The following is a 16352-nucleotide window of genomic DNA, read 5'->3' as shown; positions in this document are numbered from 1 at the left end:
TACCGGTACTAATGACCCGTGAGGCTTAACCTTACAACGCCAGAGGCGTTTTGGGTTGAGAGACAGAAGAATTTTCAGCCTTGTTTACCGGATAACGCCGTGCGGCCCGAGAGGGCGGTGCGGCAGACAGAATCTGCCTGGCGGCTGTAGCGCGGTGGTCCCACCTGACCCCATGCCGAACTCAGAAGTGAAACGCCGTAGCGCCGATGGTAGTGTGGGGTCTCCCCATGCGAGAGTAGGGAACTGCCAGGCATCAATCAGGTGAAGAAGCCCCGTACGGAAGTACGGGGCTTTTTTACGTCCGTCGTCCGGGGAGGGCGGGGGCTGCCGGACCTCGGCGGGCTTCACAGATCTCTGTTGCTGCCTGACCGGGCGCGCGAAACCATCATGCCGGAACCCTCCGTCGACTGTCAGCCCATTCTCATCCCGTTTATAGCAACGCGATGAGACGATGGCTTATGACGTATTTCCGCCTCCTTTCCTGAATATAAATAATGTCGTGAAACAGGGTAAGCCTGCCATCATCCCGACGTTATGACATCCGATCTCTTTCAATATCAAAACCAGTAAATCAAACGAACGCGTCACCCCTGCCGTGATCCAAGAAACGGTTATGTCTGTGCTTAACGTGACTTTGGGCGCATTCGTTTTACTGGAAGAAAAGATGGGACGTACAGGGGCTAAATACTGGTGATTTAATTACGTGTTAATGCAGGGAAATATACGTCGGCACGGTAAGATATGAATAAAAAAGTTTGAAAAGCCGGTAATTAAAGCGCCGGGAGGCGTTTTAAAACCGGCTTTTTATTTCACTTACTCACATTATTTATATAATTCAGCGGTGACGTGTGCGTAGTTATTCGTGTCAGCACTAATCACTTTAAAATGCTCGCCCTGCTGTTTAGCCTGTCTGGCGATTTTAGAAACCGCGCCATCCAGCGTTAACGAGGTGGCAGAGACCGTTTCTGCGGCGAAACAACCAAAAGACATCAGTGTCAATGCTACAGCCGCAGCGGCCGATGATACTTTATTGATTTTCATAACATTACCCCTTGATTCCGGTTGATGAAGGAGTCTGTCTGGCTCCGTTAAAATCAAATTAGCAAAAGGAACGCGATCTAAAATTAACGTCGTGTGCTCTAATTAATATCAAGCTGATAAGATTAATTGCAGTGTGTAAAAGTGAATATCATCAGGTTAACTGTGTAGGGATTTAATACGGAAATAACATATTTCAACAATGGGGACGTTATTTTGAACTGACATTTTCAGGCCCTAATCATAAGTAAACAGGTTAAATGCACCAGGATAAAGCGTATTTGCTGAGTACGCACTAATCCTGCCGATTTATTCTCATCTTTTGTAGTTTGTCTCAGCTAAAAACATGCCCTCTTAAGTGGATATCAGCATGCAGAGCGATGTCAGGGCATACGCGCATTTCAGGGTCAGCAAACCGAACCAATGGGCTGGCGCTGTCTGTCAGGCGCGTCCTGCATCGAAAATGCCACGACACCGACAGTCATCCCTGCCACGCAGACCCGTGACAACGACAGGCGCATCCGCTGTTTACCTTGTCGCGGTGCATCGCTATATAATCAAATACATTACGCTACAGGGGACCTTCATTGAAAATCAGACCGAATCACCTCGTCTTTACAGGCTTACTTATCTTTACCGCATGGAACAGCTACGCCAGCCGCATCGTGACCGATCAGCTTGGTCGTAACGTTACAATCCCGGATCGGGTTGATCGCGTGGTTGTGCTTCAGCACCAGACGCTGAATCTTCTGGTGCAGTTAAATGCGACAGATAAAATTGTAGGGATACTGGCTAACTGGAAACAGCAGTTAGGGGACAATTACGCAACGCTGGTGCCTGAGCTGACGCATAAAGCAATGCTGGGTGATTTGACCCATGTTGATCTGGAAAAGCTAATTGCACTGCATCCACAGGTGGTATTCGTCACCAACTATGCGCCGAAAGAGATGATTGACCAGATCTCCGCACTGGGCATTCCTGTACTGGCGATTTCACTGCGTCACGATGACGCCGGGCAGCAGGGCGAAATTAATCCCAGTATGCAAAATGAAGATAAGGCCTACGATCTCGGGATAAAGGAAGGCATCACCCTGATAGGTGAGGTGGTGAACAGGCAGCAGCAGGCCAAAGCTCTCATCTCAGCAGCCTTTGCGGGGCGTAAAGAGGTGACTGATCGTCTCCACGATCTCCCTGAACAGCAGCGTGTACGCGCCTATATGGCCAATCCCAGTCTGACAACATACGGTGCCGGGAAATATACGGGGCTGATGATGGCCCATGCTGGCGCACTGAACGTGGCAGCATCGACTATTCAGGGTTTCAGGCAGGTCAGCATGGAACAGGTGGTGGTCTGGAATCCGCAGGTAATTTTTGTGCAGAACCGCTATCCGCAGGTTGTTCAGGCGATTCAGCACGATCCGCTCTGGCAGACCATTGATGCTGTCAAACATCACCGTGTCTGGTTGATGCCTGACTATGCCAAGGCATGGGGCTATCCGATGCCAGAAGCCATAGGGTTAGGTGAACTGTGGATGGCGAAAAAACTCTATCCTGACAAATTCCGCGATGTGGATATGCAGCAGCGGGCCGACCGCTGGTATCGCCGCTTTTACCGGACCGCCTATCATGAAACCTCTCCAGATTCTGGCGGCCGGTAGTCTGCGCGATGTGTGGCCGGTGCTGGTTGCCGCGTTCAGCGCGGAATACGGCATAACGACACAAACACACTATGGCCCGGCTGGTTTACTGCGTCAGCGCATCGAACAGGGTGAAGTCGGTGACATGTTTGTTTCGGCCAACCTGCAGCATCCCACAAGCCTGTCGCGACAAGGTCTGGCAGAGGACACCGGTCATTTCATCGATAACAGGCTGTGTCTGACTGCCAGGCGGGAGGATGTCTCTGCAGAAGACGACTGGCTGTCATTACTGCAACGTGATGATTTACGGCTGGCAACCTCAACGCCCCTGTACGATCCCTCAGGGGATTACACGTGGCAGTTATTCGAAAACATTGAGCAGCGATATCCCGGTCAGGGCAGCCGAATCCGGAACAAAGCAAACGCCCTGGTTGGTGGCCCGGACAGTCTGCCTGTTCCTGTTGGCAGACTGGCAGCCCAGTGGCTCATTGATGAAGGCTACGCTGAACTCTTTATTGGCTATGCCAGTTATGCGCCCCGCCTGAGGCATCATCAGTCCCTTCTGGTGCTTAATATTCCTCCTGCTTACAACGTACGGGCGCAATACGGCTGGGCCACTCTTTCACCCTCCGCCATGCCGCTTGCCACCTTCCTCCATACTGATGAGGCACAGCGTATTTTGCGGCGTTACGGTTTTTTGCCGCCGTATGGTTCCAGAAAGCCCGTACAAGGCTCTGACCCACCAGTGCGGGCTGTAACAGTGCCTTGAAACTTTTTCACCTGTCGATATGCAGACTCGACATTTAGCAAAAGAGTCGTTATCTTTGGCTGTCTGGATGTCTAAACGTATATATGGTTACAAGAGGTGATTAAGTCATGCCAATCAGGGTTCCCGATGAATTACCGGCAGTGAATTTTTTACGTAACGAAAATGTCTTCGTGATGACGTCTTCGCGCGCCAGTGTTCAGGAGATCCGCCCACTTAAAGTTCTGGTACTTAATCTGATGCCTAAAAAGATTGAGACCGAAAACCAGTTCCTGCGCTTGCTCTCTAACTCACCTTTGCAGATTGATGTCCAGTTGCTGCGTATCGACAGCCGTGAATCGCGTAACACACCCAGCGATCACCTTAATAATTTCTACCGTAACTTTGAGGACATCCAGCACGATAACTATGATGGCTTAATCGTTACAGGTGCGCCGCTGGGCCTGGTTGAATTTAACGATGTCGCCTACTGGCCCCAGATACAGCAGGTGCTGGCGTGGGCGAAAGATCATGTTACCTCGACCCTGTTTGTCTGTTGGGCTGTACAGGCAGCACTGAATATTTTGTATGGTATTCCTAAACAAACCCGACAGACGAAACTTGCAGGCGTATTTGAACATCAGATTCTTCATCCCCATGCCTTACTGACGCGGGGATTCGATGATAATTTTCTCGCTCCGCATTCGCGTTATGCGGATTTCCCCACTCAGCTGATCACCGATTACACCGATCTGGAATTATTTGCTGAATCGGAACAAACCGGTGCCTACCTGATGGCAAGCAAGGACAAGAGGCTGGTGTTCGTTACGGGTCACCCGGAATATGATGCGTTAACACTGGCGGGAGAGTTTCAGCGCGACTATGACGCAGGGCTGAACCCTGACGTGCCGTACAATTACTTCCCCCACGATGATCCGCAGCGTCATCCACGCGCCACATGGCGTAGCCATGGAAACCTGTTGTTTTCAAACTGGCTGAACTATTACGTCTATCAAATTACGCCGTTTGATCTGCGCCATATGAATCCGACGCTGGAATAAGCGCACTTTCATTACAACTGAACCGTGTTAGCTGGCTGGCAACACGGTTTTTTTTCGTCCTTAAAAAGCTTTGAAAGGCATTACCTAAAGGAAAGTAAAAATAAAACCATAAATTTCAATGATATAAATATAATATTCAATTAAAATGGAAATAGTTTTTGATTTTAAATTTAAAATACATATGCTCTGATCCTGTAGCTCACTAATCACCCTATTTGTGGATCGACCATGTTGATCTGCCTGTAAACAGGAGAGAGCAAGCATGACAGACTCAGTTATTACCCACGAATTACACTTCCAGAAGCCCTTTTATCATCTTGAAAAACAGCTACTTACTGAAGAGGCCGTCGCGTTTTTACAGGATCTGGTTATCCGTTTTGCCCCCCAACGCGATACGTTATTAGCGGCGCGACAGGCACGACAAGAAAAGTACGATGCCGGGTCGTTACCTGATTTCGAAATGGAAACGGCTTCCATTAGAGAGCGAGAATGGACGATTCGCGGTATTCCCTCGGATTTACGGGATCGTCGCGTGGAGATTACCGGACCGCCGGATCGCAAAATGGTAATTAATGCCCTGAATGCGAACGTAAAAGTATTTATGGCTGACTTTGAGGACTCCCTGGCACCGACCTGGGAAAAGCTGATGGAAGGGCAGCAAACCCTGCGTGAAGCCGTGGCTGGCACATTGTCTCATACCAGCGAGACAGGCAAGATCTACCAGCTTCGCGCCGATCCGGCTGTCCTGATGTGTCGGGTACGCGGACTGCATCTGTCAGAGAAACATGTCAGCTGGCAGGGCAATGCCATTCCTGGCGGACTGTTTGATTTTGCACTCTACTTTTTTCATAACGTCACGAATCTCCTGGCGAAAGGTAGCGGTCCCTATTTTTATCTGCCTAAAACGGAAAGCTGGCAGGAAGCGGCTTGGTGGCGAGAGATCTTTAGCTTCGCTGAGGATCGTTTTGATCTGGCGCGAGGCACAATTAAAGCCACAGTCTTAATTGAAACGCTGCCCGCCGTGTTTCAGATGGACGAGATTCTGTGGAATCTGCGCGATCATATCGTAGGCCTGAACTGCGGGCGCTGGGATTACATTTTCAGCTACATCAAAACATTACGGGAACATGAAGATCGGGTTCTCCCTGATCGTCAGTCCGTAACCATGGCTCAGCCTTTTCTGGATGCTTACTCGCGGTTGCTGGTTAAAACGTGTCATCGCCGCGGTGCCTTTGCTATGGGCGGTATGTCAGCGCTTATTCCCAGTAAAGACAGCGCACGTAATCAGTGGGTGTTGCAGCGCGTCAGGGAAGACAAGCAGCGCGAAGCCAGTAACGGACATGATGGCACCTGGATCGCACATCCAGGCCTGGCCGATACCGCAATGGCGGTGTTTAACCAGGCGCTGGGCGATCACCCCAATCAGCTTCATGTTCTGCGCCACGAAGACGCTCCGGTGCAGGCCGAACAGCTTCTGGCGCCCTGCGAAGGCGATCGAACGGAAGCAGGGATGCGCGCCAATATCCGTGTGGCATTGCAATACCTCGAAGCCTGGATTAGCGGCAACGGCTGCGTTCCTATTGACGGCCTGATGGAAGATGCCGCCACCGCCGAAATCGCCCGTACCTCTATCTGGCAATGGATCCATCACAAGAAAACCCTGCGCGATGGGCAGCAGGTCACGGCGTCGCTGTTTCAGCAGTTGCTCAACGATGAGTTGCACACGCTGCAGATGAATCTGGGTGATAAGACGTTCAGTTCAGGTCGTTATGAGGAAGCAGCGCGATTAATGGCGCAAATCACTACCGAAAACGAACTGGTTCCTTTTCTTACTCTGCCGGGCTATCGCCTGCTTCCCTGACATAAGGAGTGGTTGCCATGACACGTACACAACAGATTCAGCAACTCGAACAAGACTGGCAGGAAGCACGCTGGCAGGGAATTACCCGCCCTTACAGCGCACAAGATGTTATCTCGCTGCGCGGTTCAGTTCTGCCAGCCTGTACGCTGGCCGAGCGGGGTGCCGGTAAACTCTGGTCATTACTTAATGGCAGCGCGCGCAAAGGTTACGTCAATAGCCTCGGCGCTTTAACCGGCGGTCAGGCATTGCAGCAGGCCAAAGCCGGAATAGAAGCCATATACCTCTCTGGCTGGCAGGTAGCCGCCGATGCCAATCTGGCGGGGCAAATGTATCCCGATCAGTCGCTGTATCCGGTGAACTCGGTGCCTGAGGTTGTCACCCGGATTAATCAGACCTTTCAACGTGCCGATCAGATTCAATGGGCCAACGGCATTGAACCGGGCGACAGCCGCTTTATCGACTATTTTCTGCCCATCGTGGCGGATGCCGAAGCGGGTTTTGGTGGCGTGCTGAATGCCTTTGAACTGATGAAGGCGATGATCAGCGCAGGGGCAGCAGCGGTCCACTTTGAAGATCAACTTGCGGCCGTGAAGAAATGCGGCCACATGGGAGGCAAGGTACTTGTGCCTACCCAGGAGGCCGTACAGAAACTGGTTGCTGCACGCCTGGCCGCCGATGTGATGGGTGTTCCCACCATTCTGCTGGCGCGAACGGATGCCGATGCCGCTGACCTGATCACCTCTGACTGCGATGACTATGACCGTCCGTTTATCCGTGGCGATCGTACCGCGGAAGGCTTCTACCGCACTCATGCCGGCATCGAGCAGGCTATCAGCCGCGGTCTGGCTTATGCGCCTTATGCTGACGTGCTGTGGTGTGAAACGTCGACGCCCGACCTGGCGATGGCGCAGCGCTTCGCCGAAGCCATCCATGCCCGCTTTCCCGGTAAACTGCTGGCTTACAACTGTTCGCCTTCGTTTAACTGGAAAAAGAACCTCGACGACAGCACCATCGCGGCCTTTCAGCAGGCGCTCAGTGAGATGGGCTATCGCTTCCAGTTCATTACCCTGGCCGGTATTCACAGCATGTGGTTCAACATGTTCGACCTGGCACAGGCTTATGCTCAGGGCGAAGGCATGCGTCACTATGTTGAAAAAGTCCAGCAACCAGAGTTCGCTGCCCGGGAGCGGGGGTACAGTTTTTCCTCGCATCAGCAGGAAGTGGGCACCGGCTATTTCGATCAGGTCACCACGATTATTCAGGGCGGTCAGTCCTCCGTTACGGCGCTGACCGGATCGACCGAAGAGCATCAGTTTTGAGTGAAGTCTGTGTCTTTCCCGCCCGGTAACGGTGGGCGGGCTTTTTCAGGAGTGGATTATGCCGCCACGTGAATCCCTAATCGCGCACACCATTCTGCAGGGCTTCGATGCGCAGTATGGCCGCTTTCTTGATATTACGGCGGGTGCTCAGCAGCGTTTTGAACAGGCTGAGTGGCTGGCCGTACAGCGGGCTATGAAGGCACGAATTCATCTTTATGACCACCATGTGGCGCTGGTTGCCGATCAACTGCGCGCACTGAACGGGGCGGCACACTGGGACGATGCTTTTTGGCTGAAGATCAAAAACCACTATGAAACCCTGTTACCCGGTTATCCGCGTTATGAAATTGCTGAAAGCTTTTTCAATTCCGTTTACTGCCGGCTGCATGGTCACCATGCATTACAGCCGGAACGGTTATTTATCTTCAGCTCGCAACCGCCTGCGCCACAACGTCAGGTTTCGCGTCCACTAGCGCGAACCTATCGGCCCGATCGGGGCTGGCAAACACTGCTGCATGAGGTGCTACGCGATGTGCCTTTGACGCTGCCCTGGCAGGATCAGGCGCGCGATGAAGCCTGGATCGTGCGCCATTTGCATGAGGCGTTCTCTTCCGCGCAACTGGCACAGGGCTGGCTGGACGTCTGTTGTGAGCTGTTTTACCGCAACAAAACCGCCTGGATCGTGGCTCGCCTGCATCTGCCCGACGCTATCCTGCCATGCCTGTTGCCGGTTCAGCGCAGCGAGCAAGGTGAATTGTGGATCGATACCTGCCTGACGGATGTGAACGAGGCCAGCATCGTGTTCGGCTTTGCCCGCGCGTACTTCATGGTTTATGCCCCATTACCCGGCGCGCTGGTCGCATGGCTGAAGCCTGTCTTACCGGGTAAAACGCTGGCAGAACGTTATATGGCCATCGGCTGCCAGAAACATGGCAAAACGGAAAGCTACCGGGAATATCTGCAGGCGCTGGAGCAAACGGATGCCGCCTTTGAGATTGCGCCAGGCATCCCTGGCATGGTGATGCTGGTCTTTACGCTGCCGGGCTTTGATCGGGTGTTCAAAGTCATCAAAGATCGCTTTGCTCCGCAAAAAGAGGTCACGGAAGAGCAGGTAAGGGCCTGTTATCAGCAGGTTAAAGAACATGACCGTGTGGGACGCATGGCTGACACGCAGGCCTTTGAACAGTTTGCGCTGCCGCTCGCACGTATTACGCCGGCACTGCTGGTGGCATTCCAGAATACGATTGCCGGAAAAATGCGTATTGAAGGCGACCGCCTGATCATCAGTCATCTGTGGCTGGAACGTCGTATGCAGCCGCTTAACCTTTTTCTGGCTGAGGCCAGCGACAGCCAACGTGCTCAGGCCATTGAAGAATATGGCAACGCGATCAAACAACTGGCTGCCGCTAATATCTTTCCCGGTGATATGCTGTTTAAAAATTTTGGCATCACCCGTCATGGACGCGTGGTGTTTTATGACTACGATGAGATTCGCCCGATGCAGGAACTCCATTTCCGTGACGTGCCTACGGCGCGTTACGAGGAGGACGAGTTAAGCGCCGAGCCCTGGTACAGCGTTGGGCCAGATGATGTTTTTCCTGAAACCTTTCGTTATGCCCTGTGCAGTGAGCCGAAAGTCGGTGCGCTGCTCCAGCAACGGCATCCGGAACTTTTTGACGCGGGCTGGTGGCGCGCCCAGCAGCGGCGCATTGCGCAGGGGCATATTGAGGATGTTATTGCCTGGCAGCCCGCCCAGCGCTTCTGTGTGCGCTATGGCAGCAGGCTTGCATCGCGGCATAAAATCCCAGAGCACCCCGACCAGGAACGGGAACCGCTTCAGCCGTCACTCTTTGCCAGCGGCCAGGAGTCAAACAGATAACCATCAAAGTCGAGATCGTCCACGTTGGAAAATTCCAGTAAACGCTGCTTCACATTTTCCAGATGCTGCCACATAGCCAGCTTAGCGGCGCGGGCATCTTTTTTGATCAGCGCGGCAAGAATTTGCCGGTGATCGACCAGCCACGCTTTACGATATTGGGTATCGCCAAGATGGCTGTGCAGCTGAATCCACATAGGGTTGTTTTCGCGCCACTGCCATGACTGGCGAAATACGTCGACCAGCATACTGTTATGCGTGGCTTCAGCGATGGCCAGATGAAAGTGCATATCACCTTTTTCTGGGTTTCCCAGCGAACACGAGGTCAGCTCGCGTTCTTCCAGCAGCAAAGCCTGACGCATTTTGATGATGTCCGCCCGTGTCGCCTGCAGGGCGGCAAACTCCGCGATATTGCTTTCCAGCAACTGTCGCGCCTGAAGCTGCTCAAACGGGCCGGCATCGTTGTGAAAGGAGGGATTTGCCTCACTAATACGGCATGGAGAGTTGTGCGCTGTGACGTAAATACCGGCTCCCCGTCTGACTTCGATCAGCCCTTCGATTTCCAGCATAATGAGCGCCTCGCGAACGACGGTGCGGCTGACGTTAAGCATGCCAGCCATTTCACGCTCGGGTGGCAGGCGCCCGCCCGGGCGATAGGGCGTTTCCACAATGCGCTGCCGGATTTTTGCGGCGACTTGCTGATAAGGACGTTGCTGAGAGACAGATCTCATAGTGATGCTCCCGTCAGATACCGTTGCGGCAAAAATTTTACCACCTCACGATCGGGATAACAGGGTTCAGCGCACGTTAAGATAAGCAGGCTGACGCGTTGGCACGCTGTTTTATTCTTTATTTAACAATAAATTGCGAGAATAATTAAAAGCGGCATCAAGAGATGCCACTTTGGAAACATACAGACTACTTCATCTGATGATTTGTTACTTCAGCATGAAGTCATATTGCATACCGGCTTTCACATCCCAGTAATTGAGCCGGTCACCCAGTGCGCTACCGGGGCGCTTCTCCCTGGCTCTGTCGGCGGCAATATACATGTTCAGGCCTTTAAACGGGCCCTCTGCGACGTTGTACAGGATCGCGCCCATCAGGCCCACTCCGTTGATTCTGGTGTGGCGCTGTTTGTCTTCATAACCGTGGGTAAGAATCGGGCCCAGCATAACGCCGACGTTCGGGGTGAAGAAATATTGCCCGCCAAGCTGAACAGACAGCATGCCTTCTTTATTGCGATCAATACTCAGCGAGTCGGGATAGCCAATATCCGTATAGATAATGCGACCATCAATATCATGGGTAAGCTTACCCACGGCACCAAATAACCGGGCATTCGCAAACGAATAGGTTAATCGCCCGGAAATCAACGCCGTCTCGTGGTGATAACTGAGAGGCTTACTCATCCCCTCAACCTGACCATAAAAACCCATCAGCTCCCATTTGAGTGCGCGATCGTCAGCAAAGGCATAGGTTTTTTCGACGATGCTTTGCACCTGAGTCGATACATCTTGTTGATAAGAGGCACCCAGTGAATACCGCGAAGAAGCATCGTGCCAGGATCCCACCAGATAGCCGCGGCTCCGATGGGGATGGTATTTCCCTGTTGTGCTATTGATCACGCCTTCATCACGCACGCCCGTGGCAGAGTCGACATAATAGAACGCGCGCTTACGCCACATTGACCAGAATTCCAGATTCTCCGTCGCCTCAAAGTGGGCCAGTGCACCTTCAGAAATCGTCTGTATCGTGCGTGACGAATTATCGGCGATCAACGGGATGCGCCAGGGCAGGCTGCCGTAACCATAATCCGTCCCAAACCGCCCGAGCGTCAGGCGAAGATTCTCTGCCGGTTTAAGTTTGACCGCGCCAATGGCCACACCAAAGCTGTCGTGACCGTCCAGATAATAGCGGGTGCTCCAGCCGGCGTTTGCACCCAGCTTGTACACATAATACGCTCCCGCGCTCACGCCGATGACGTCATTGTAATAGCGCGTATTCACATCAATCAGCCCACCCTGTACCCAGGCGTAAATATGACGATCTGAACCCGCGCTGGGTTTGTCGGCCCGCCGAAAATCGTTTTTCAGACGAATGCGCAGGCTGTCCTCATCGTCATTAATCGCGGCAGCATAAAGCGGAGAGGACGGGAAAAACAGGCTGACAAGCAGAATGCAAAATAGGGCAATTTTCATCACGTATCCATACCGTATGTGAACAGAGCCGGATGACGTCGGGCCGGGCGGTTATCCGCATGCCTTGCGTTTTACCTTTCCTGACCCGCGTCAACCCGACCAGATTAAGGCCGGGTGCATTTATCCTGTTGCCAGACCTGCTCGTAGTCGTAGCCCGTCAGGGCTTTCACGACCTCTTTGGTTTCGGGTGTGCAGTCGGCTTTATCGCCGCCTGCCTTGAGGCGATCAATTTCATTCACCAATACCCGATGCGTTTCGCGTGTCAGTTTAAATTTGAAGGTCATATATAAACTGATCAGTAACAGACCGCCGGTGCCGAAGACCAGGAGCCCGGTAATCGCATTGAGCGCACTTTCCGGTTGAATTAACTGGCCTTTAACAAAATGATTGTGTTCCAGTACCGCACCCACCACCATAATGGCGACGGCCACGGTACTTTTTCGCATCAACGTCATGACGCCAGCAAAAACGCCTTCGCGCCGCTGACGCGTGACCATTTCATCCACATCGGGAATAAAGCTGTAAATATTCCAGGGGATAAAGTAAAGCCCCGCACGGCCAAAACCCAGCAGGACAAAAATGAGCGTGGTCAACCACCATGACGACACTGCCGAATGGCCGATAAACATTAAAATCAGATAACCCAGCACACCTAAAATACACAGGTAGGAAATACGCATGGCGTAGGCGGGCCTGACATTCAGTTTATCCAGCATAAACATGAAAAGCAGCGTGGAAGGAATGGAGACGGACGTCGCAATGGAAAGATAGGCCGACGCGTTGGCCGCATCCAGATTTAAACCGTAGACAACAAAGTAAACGAAGACAGCAATAAAAATATCCAGTGCAGTAAATGAAGAGATATAGATAATTAAATGTTGTCTGAATATTTTTATTTTGAAGGTTGTCATTAACTCGACAAACATATTTTTCAGGTGGCTCAATAATCCGAGGCTGGGACCCGTATTGCGCCGTTCAAACTCTTCCGGGTTCATATCTTTTGACTCCCAGGTACAATACCAGGTAATCAACACCACAATAAAGAACAGGCAGGAAAACATAATACCGGTGTAGGTATAGGTCAGCGCCGAATCCTGGCCAAAATACTGAATCACAATGCCCGGCACCGAAGCGGTCAGGAAGGTTCCTACCTGAGAAAATGTCAGGCGGATGGCGGCCATCCGTGTTCTTTCACCAAAATCATTGGTCATTTCTGCCGCCAGGGTTTCCCACGGTACCAGCACCATGGCAACCAGCAGTTCTACCGCCAGGTAGGTGCCAAGGTAGTACCAGTAGTTCATGTCGCTGACCCAGACCAGCGCGTAAACAAACATCATTGGCGCGCTGATGAGCAGGAAGAAGCGACGGCGACCAAAGCGCTTACCGAGCCGGGTACTGCCGAATTTATCGGTGATATATCCCATCACCGGACTCAGAATGGCATCAATAATACGGGCAATAGCAAAAATTGAGCTGGCTTCCAACATTGAAAGCCCACAGAACGTCGTATAAAAAAACAGTAACCATGTACCGATTAAAGCCATGGACCCACCGCCAAAAATATCGGTAATGCCATAGCCAATGGCGGTGCCTGTCCCCACTTTTCTGCGCACGGGCTGTGCTAACGTTGTCATAATATTCCCTTAATAAAATCGGAGTGGCGCTCAGACGCATTCAGGTGTCGTATAAGCGTGAAAAAGTAATGCGAACTTTTAAATAAAGCCCTAAAGAATAAACAACGCGGGTGTGTGTTTGCGTTGTCAGTCTTTAATGCAGGTGAGTATTTTTTGTTAAATAAATAGTGATTTTTAACGCCGTTATTTAGCATGGTAAATTTTGGTTGACCAGAATAATGCCCCGCTCTGTGTTCTCTAAAAGGCGCGCTGTTATTTGTACTGATGCGTTAATACGCGTATTTTCGGCGTAGAGCATGGTAATCATTCTGCCCTTTTAAAAAAAAGAGGTCGGTCACAAATACTAGGGATGCCGATAAGGTAGACTCAAATTCCCTATTGGTTGACCAGTTGAAAAGGGGAGAGAGTTATTATGTAGGGCGTGTGTTATTTAATGATGAGATGTTATCTAGTTTAACCATTGTGGTTTGGTTTTTATTTTTCATTATTAAATTATCTAAGTGAATACATTCTTTAAAGATTAAATATTGCCTGAGATTGGATGTTTTATCTTTCTCACTACTTCTGATTAAAAAAGGACTTCATTATGTTTTATTTTACCTCTGGACTCTCTCCTGCCCCGGCAAAGTTCGAAGCCGCAATGGATGCGGTTATTGATCATGCGATTAATAGCCAGCGTGTTGTGGGTACCACAGTGATGGTGGCTCAGGCGGGAAAACTGATTTATCAACGGGCGGCGGGGTGGGCGGACAGAGAGCAAAATAAAGCCATGTCTGTGGATGCGATATACCGTCTTGCGTCACTCACCAAACCCATTGTCAGCCTGACCGCCATGCGCCTGATCGAGCAAGGGGATATCACACTGGACGACGATATCACCCGCTGGCTTCCGGATTTCCGTCCCTGCCTTGAGAACGGTGAGCCAGCCACTATCCGGGTGCGGCATTTGCTGAGCCATATGTCAGGTTTACGCTATCGTTATTCCGCCCCGGCGGATTCGCTTTATCACTCACGCAATGTGTCAGACGGCATCGACTATCAGCCCGGACTCACCCTGGAAGAGAATCTGCAGCGCCTTGCGGGCACCCGGTTACAGTTCCGTCCCGGCACCGGCTGGCGTTATTCCCTGGGCATCGATGTTCTCGGTGAAATCATGGTACGGGCGACCGGTAAAAGCCTGCCAGAACTGGTGAATCACCATATAACGAGCCCACTGGGGATGGCAGACACGCTGTTTAGCGTCAGAGACGCGTCGCGATTAACCACGGTCTACACGGACGACAACCCGGTGCCTTCAGTCATGCGTGATAATCAGCAGATCCCTTTCGGTGAAGGCACCGCGATTTTTAGCCCCGGCCGTATTCTCAAACCCGATGCCTGGCCGTGCGGCGGCGGAGGTATGGCAGGAACGGCCCTCGATTTTATGCAAGTGCTGGAAACCGTCCGGCGTGAAGGCGCGCCGCTAATCACGCGTGAAAGTTTTGACTACATGACGCAGGAACACGTGACGGCAAACTGGGCTACGCAGGGGCCGGGATGGGGATTTGGTGTGGGCTGGGCACTGCTGGTGGATCCGGATGCTGCCCTGTCGCCTCAGTCAGCCGGTACGCTGTCGTGGAGTGGAGCGTATGGACACACCTGGTTCGTGGATCGTCAAAACGCGCTGTGCGTGGTCGCCATGACCAATACCACACCGGAGGGGGTGAATGGGCAGTTTCCTGTGATGGTGCGTGATGCCGTCTATAAAGGTTTACTAAGCGCCTGATATGACAGTCCATCAGCCACTGGCGCGCTGGATCGCGCCAGTGATCTACGCGTCGATTTCCGGACTCGCGCACGGTGCGAAGCCCGTTCCTTAACGACCGCTGTAAGCCTGGGTAACCTGGCGCGCTTCCCGAATGACCAGCGCGCCCAGTTCGGTAATGCGATCGTCAGTCATGCGGGCAATTGGACCCGAAATCGACAGCGCGGCAAAAGGCTCGCCGTGTTCGTCATAAATGGGTGCCGCCACGCAACGCAAGCCGAGCGCATGCTCTTCGTCATCGAAAGAAAATCCACGGGTACGTATTTGTGCCAGGTTAGTTTTCAGGCTCTGCGGAGACATCAGCGTATTGGGTGTGTAGTAATGCAGGCCCTTCTGGTGCAGCAGCGCGGTCACTTTGTCGTCGCTGAGATGGGCAAGAAAGGCTTTGCCCGCTCCGGAAGCATGCATGGGCAGCTTGCCGCCTATCGGTGCGGACATGCGCATGAGCTGCGTGCACTGTACCTGGTCAATAATGACCGCCTGGAAGTCGCTCAGGTCCAGCACCGCCAGATTGACCGTTTCGCCCGAACTCTCCATCAGTGAACGTAACACCGGATGCACCAGCGCCAGCAGGTTGCGGCTCTGCAAAAAACTGCTTCCAACCACAAACGCATGCGCGCCGATTGTCCAGAAACCCAGATCGCCCACCTGGCGTACAAAGCCCTGCTGCTGCATTGTGGTCAGCAGACGATGGGTGGTCGAGTTTGGTAAACCCGCCTGTTGTGCCAGTTCGGTAAGTGCCACGCTACCCTGTGAACTGGCGATCAACTCCAGCAACGTCAGCCCCCGTGTCAGTGACTGAACCTGACCGCCAGCCGGAGCGGGAGGTGCCGACGTGCTGCGAGGTTTTTTACCGCGTTTGGCGGCAACAGGCGTAGCCATAGAGTTTCTCCTTTCACATAGTGGAAACCATTTTCGTTTTAATCACCGTAAATGCAAACGCTGGTGCGCTGGTCAGACCTGCTCTCCGTCTCCGCAATCCGCCGGGCCTGGCCGGATGTGAAGGCACACGCTGGAATGAAACCTGTGGGGGTAATTTGCGATGTGGTCAGGCGCGTCAAGGTGAGGCAGATATTTTAGTCATCCTGCCAGCCGCTATGTTGCGGTGGCGCAAAGCCAGCGCGATCGGGTGGAAGATTATGCGGCTGTAAAAACACATTGGTGAGCGGCGTGGCG

General features: G+C 52.4%; 12 protein-coding genes and 1 rRNA gene. 8 read left to right on the top strand and 5 right to left on the bottom strand.

Annotated features, from left to right (window positions below; all coding sequences use genetic code 11):
- Nucleotides 1-136: 136 nt before the first annotated feature.
- Nucleotides 137-252: ribosomal RNA gene (gene rrf, locus C7433_RS09835) — 5S ribosomal RNA — on the top strand.
- A 570-nt stretch (nucleotides 253-822) separates the two neighbouring features.
- Here the strand turns inward: rrf and C7433_RS09830 are convergent.
- On the bottom strand, nucleotides 823-1041 hold the full coding sequence (locus C7433_RS09830; protein WP_006122329.1) for a YdgH/BhsA/McbA-like domain containing protein: 219 nt from the start codon (nucleotides 1039-1041) through the stop codon (nucleotides 823-825).
- Between the two features lie 584 nt (nucleotides 1042-1625).
- On the opposite strand from C7433_RS09830, the gene C7433_RS09825 reads away from it, so the two are divergent.
- From C7433_RS09825 to aceK, 6 genes are all read left to right on the top strand, one after another.
- Complete coding sequence (locus C7433_RS09825) at nucleotides 1626-2696, top strand: ABC transporter substrate-binding protein (protein WP_110268089.1); 1071 nt, start codon at nucleotides 1626-1628, stop codon at nucleotides 2694-2696.
- Nucleotides 2665-3444, top strand: coding sequence for a substrate-binding domain-containing protein (locus tag C7433_RS09820; RefSeq protein WP_110268088.1), 780 nt, complete (start codon nucleotides 2665-2667; stop codon nucleotides 3442-3444). Before C7433_RS09825 ends, C7433_RS09820 begins: the two co-directional genes overlap by 32 nt.
- A gap of 107 nt (nucleotides 3445-3551) precedes the next feature.
- Entirely contained in the window at nucleotides 3552-4481 is a 930-nt protein-coding gene (gene metA / locus C7433_RS09815) for a homoserine O-succinyltransferase (RefSeq protein WP_033738928.1), read from the top strand.
- Between the two features lie 262 nt (nucleotides 4482-4743).
- Complete coding sequence (aceB, locus tag C7433_RS09810) at nucleotides 4744-6342, top strand: malate synthase A (RefSeq protein WP_039339090.1); 1599 nt, start codon at nucleotides 4744-4746, stop codon at nucleotides 6340-6342.
- A 17-nt stretch (nucleotides 6343-6359) separates the two neighbouring features.
- Entirely contained in the window at nucleotides 6360-7661 is a 1302-nt protein-coding gene (gene aceA / locus C7433_RS09805) for an isocitrate lyase (RefSeq protein WP_058702324.1), read from the top strand.
- 58 nt (nucleotides 7662-7719) lie between these two features.
- On the top strand, nucleotides 7720-9540 hold the full coding sequence (gene aceK / locus C7433_RS09800; protein WP_110268087.1) for a bifunctional isocitrate dehydrogenase kinase/phosphatase: 1821 nt from the start codon (nucleotides 7720-7722) through the stop codon (nucleotides 9538-9540).
- Here aceK and uxuR read toward each other — a convergent pair.
- From uxuR to C7433_RS09785, 3 genes are all read right to left on the bottom strand, one after another.
- Nucleotides 9498-10268 (bottom strand): Uxu operon transcriptional regulator, encoded by a 771-nt coding sequence (gene uxuR, locus C7433_RS09795; RefSeq protein ID WP_033738931.1) that lies wholly within the window; start codon nucleotides 10266-10268, stop codon nucleotides 9498-9500. The two genes, aceK and uxuR, sit on opposite strands and share 43 nt — an antisense overlap.
- A 207-nt stretch (nucleotides 10269-10475) precedes the next feature.
- Nucleotides 10476-11738: a glucuronide uptake porin UidC gene (uidC, locus tag C7433_RS09790; RefSeq protein ID WP_110268086.1), complete on the bottom strand. Its 1263-nt coding sequence runs from the start codon at nucleotides 11736-11738 to the stop codon at nucleotides 10476-10478.
- 104 nt (nucleotides 11739-11842) lie between these two features.
- On the bottom strand, nucleotides 11843-13372 hold the full coding sequence (locus tag C7433_RS09785; protein ID WP_054634679.1) for an MFS transporter: 1530 nt from the start codon (nucleotides 13370-13372) through the stop codon (nucleotides 11843-11845).
- Nucleotides 13373-13958: 586 nt separating this feature from the next.
- On the opposite strand from C7433_RS09785, the gene C7433_RS09780 reads away from it, so the two are divergent.
- Nucleotides 13959-15137, top strand: a complete 1179-nt coding sequence (locus C7433_RS09780; protein WP_033738936.1) for a serine hydrolase — start codon at nucleotides 13959-13961, stop codon at nucleotides 15135-15137.
- 90 nt (nucleotides 15138-15227) lie between these two features.
- Here the strand turns inward: C7433_RS09780 and iclR are convergent, their stop codons facing one another.
- Nucleotides 15228-16058, bottom strand: a complete 831-nt coding sequence (gene iclR / locus C7433_RS09775; RefSeq protein ID WP_039339083.1) for a glyoxylate bypass operon transcriptional repressor IclR — start codon at nucleotides 16056-16058, stop codon at nucleotides 15228-15230.
- Nucleotides 16059-16352 lie beyond the last annotated feature (294 nt).

Source organism: Pantoea sp. PNA 03-3 (assembly GCF_003201175.1).
Lineage (GTDB): Bacteria > Pseudomonadota > Gammaproteobacteria > Enterobacterales > Enterobacteriaceae > Pantoea > Pantoea stewartii.
This window is presented reverse-complemented; position numbering and strand designations above follow the sequence as displayed.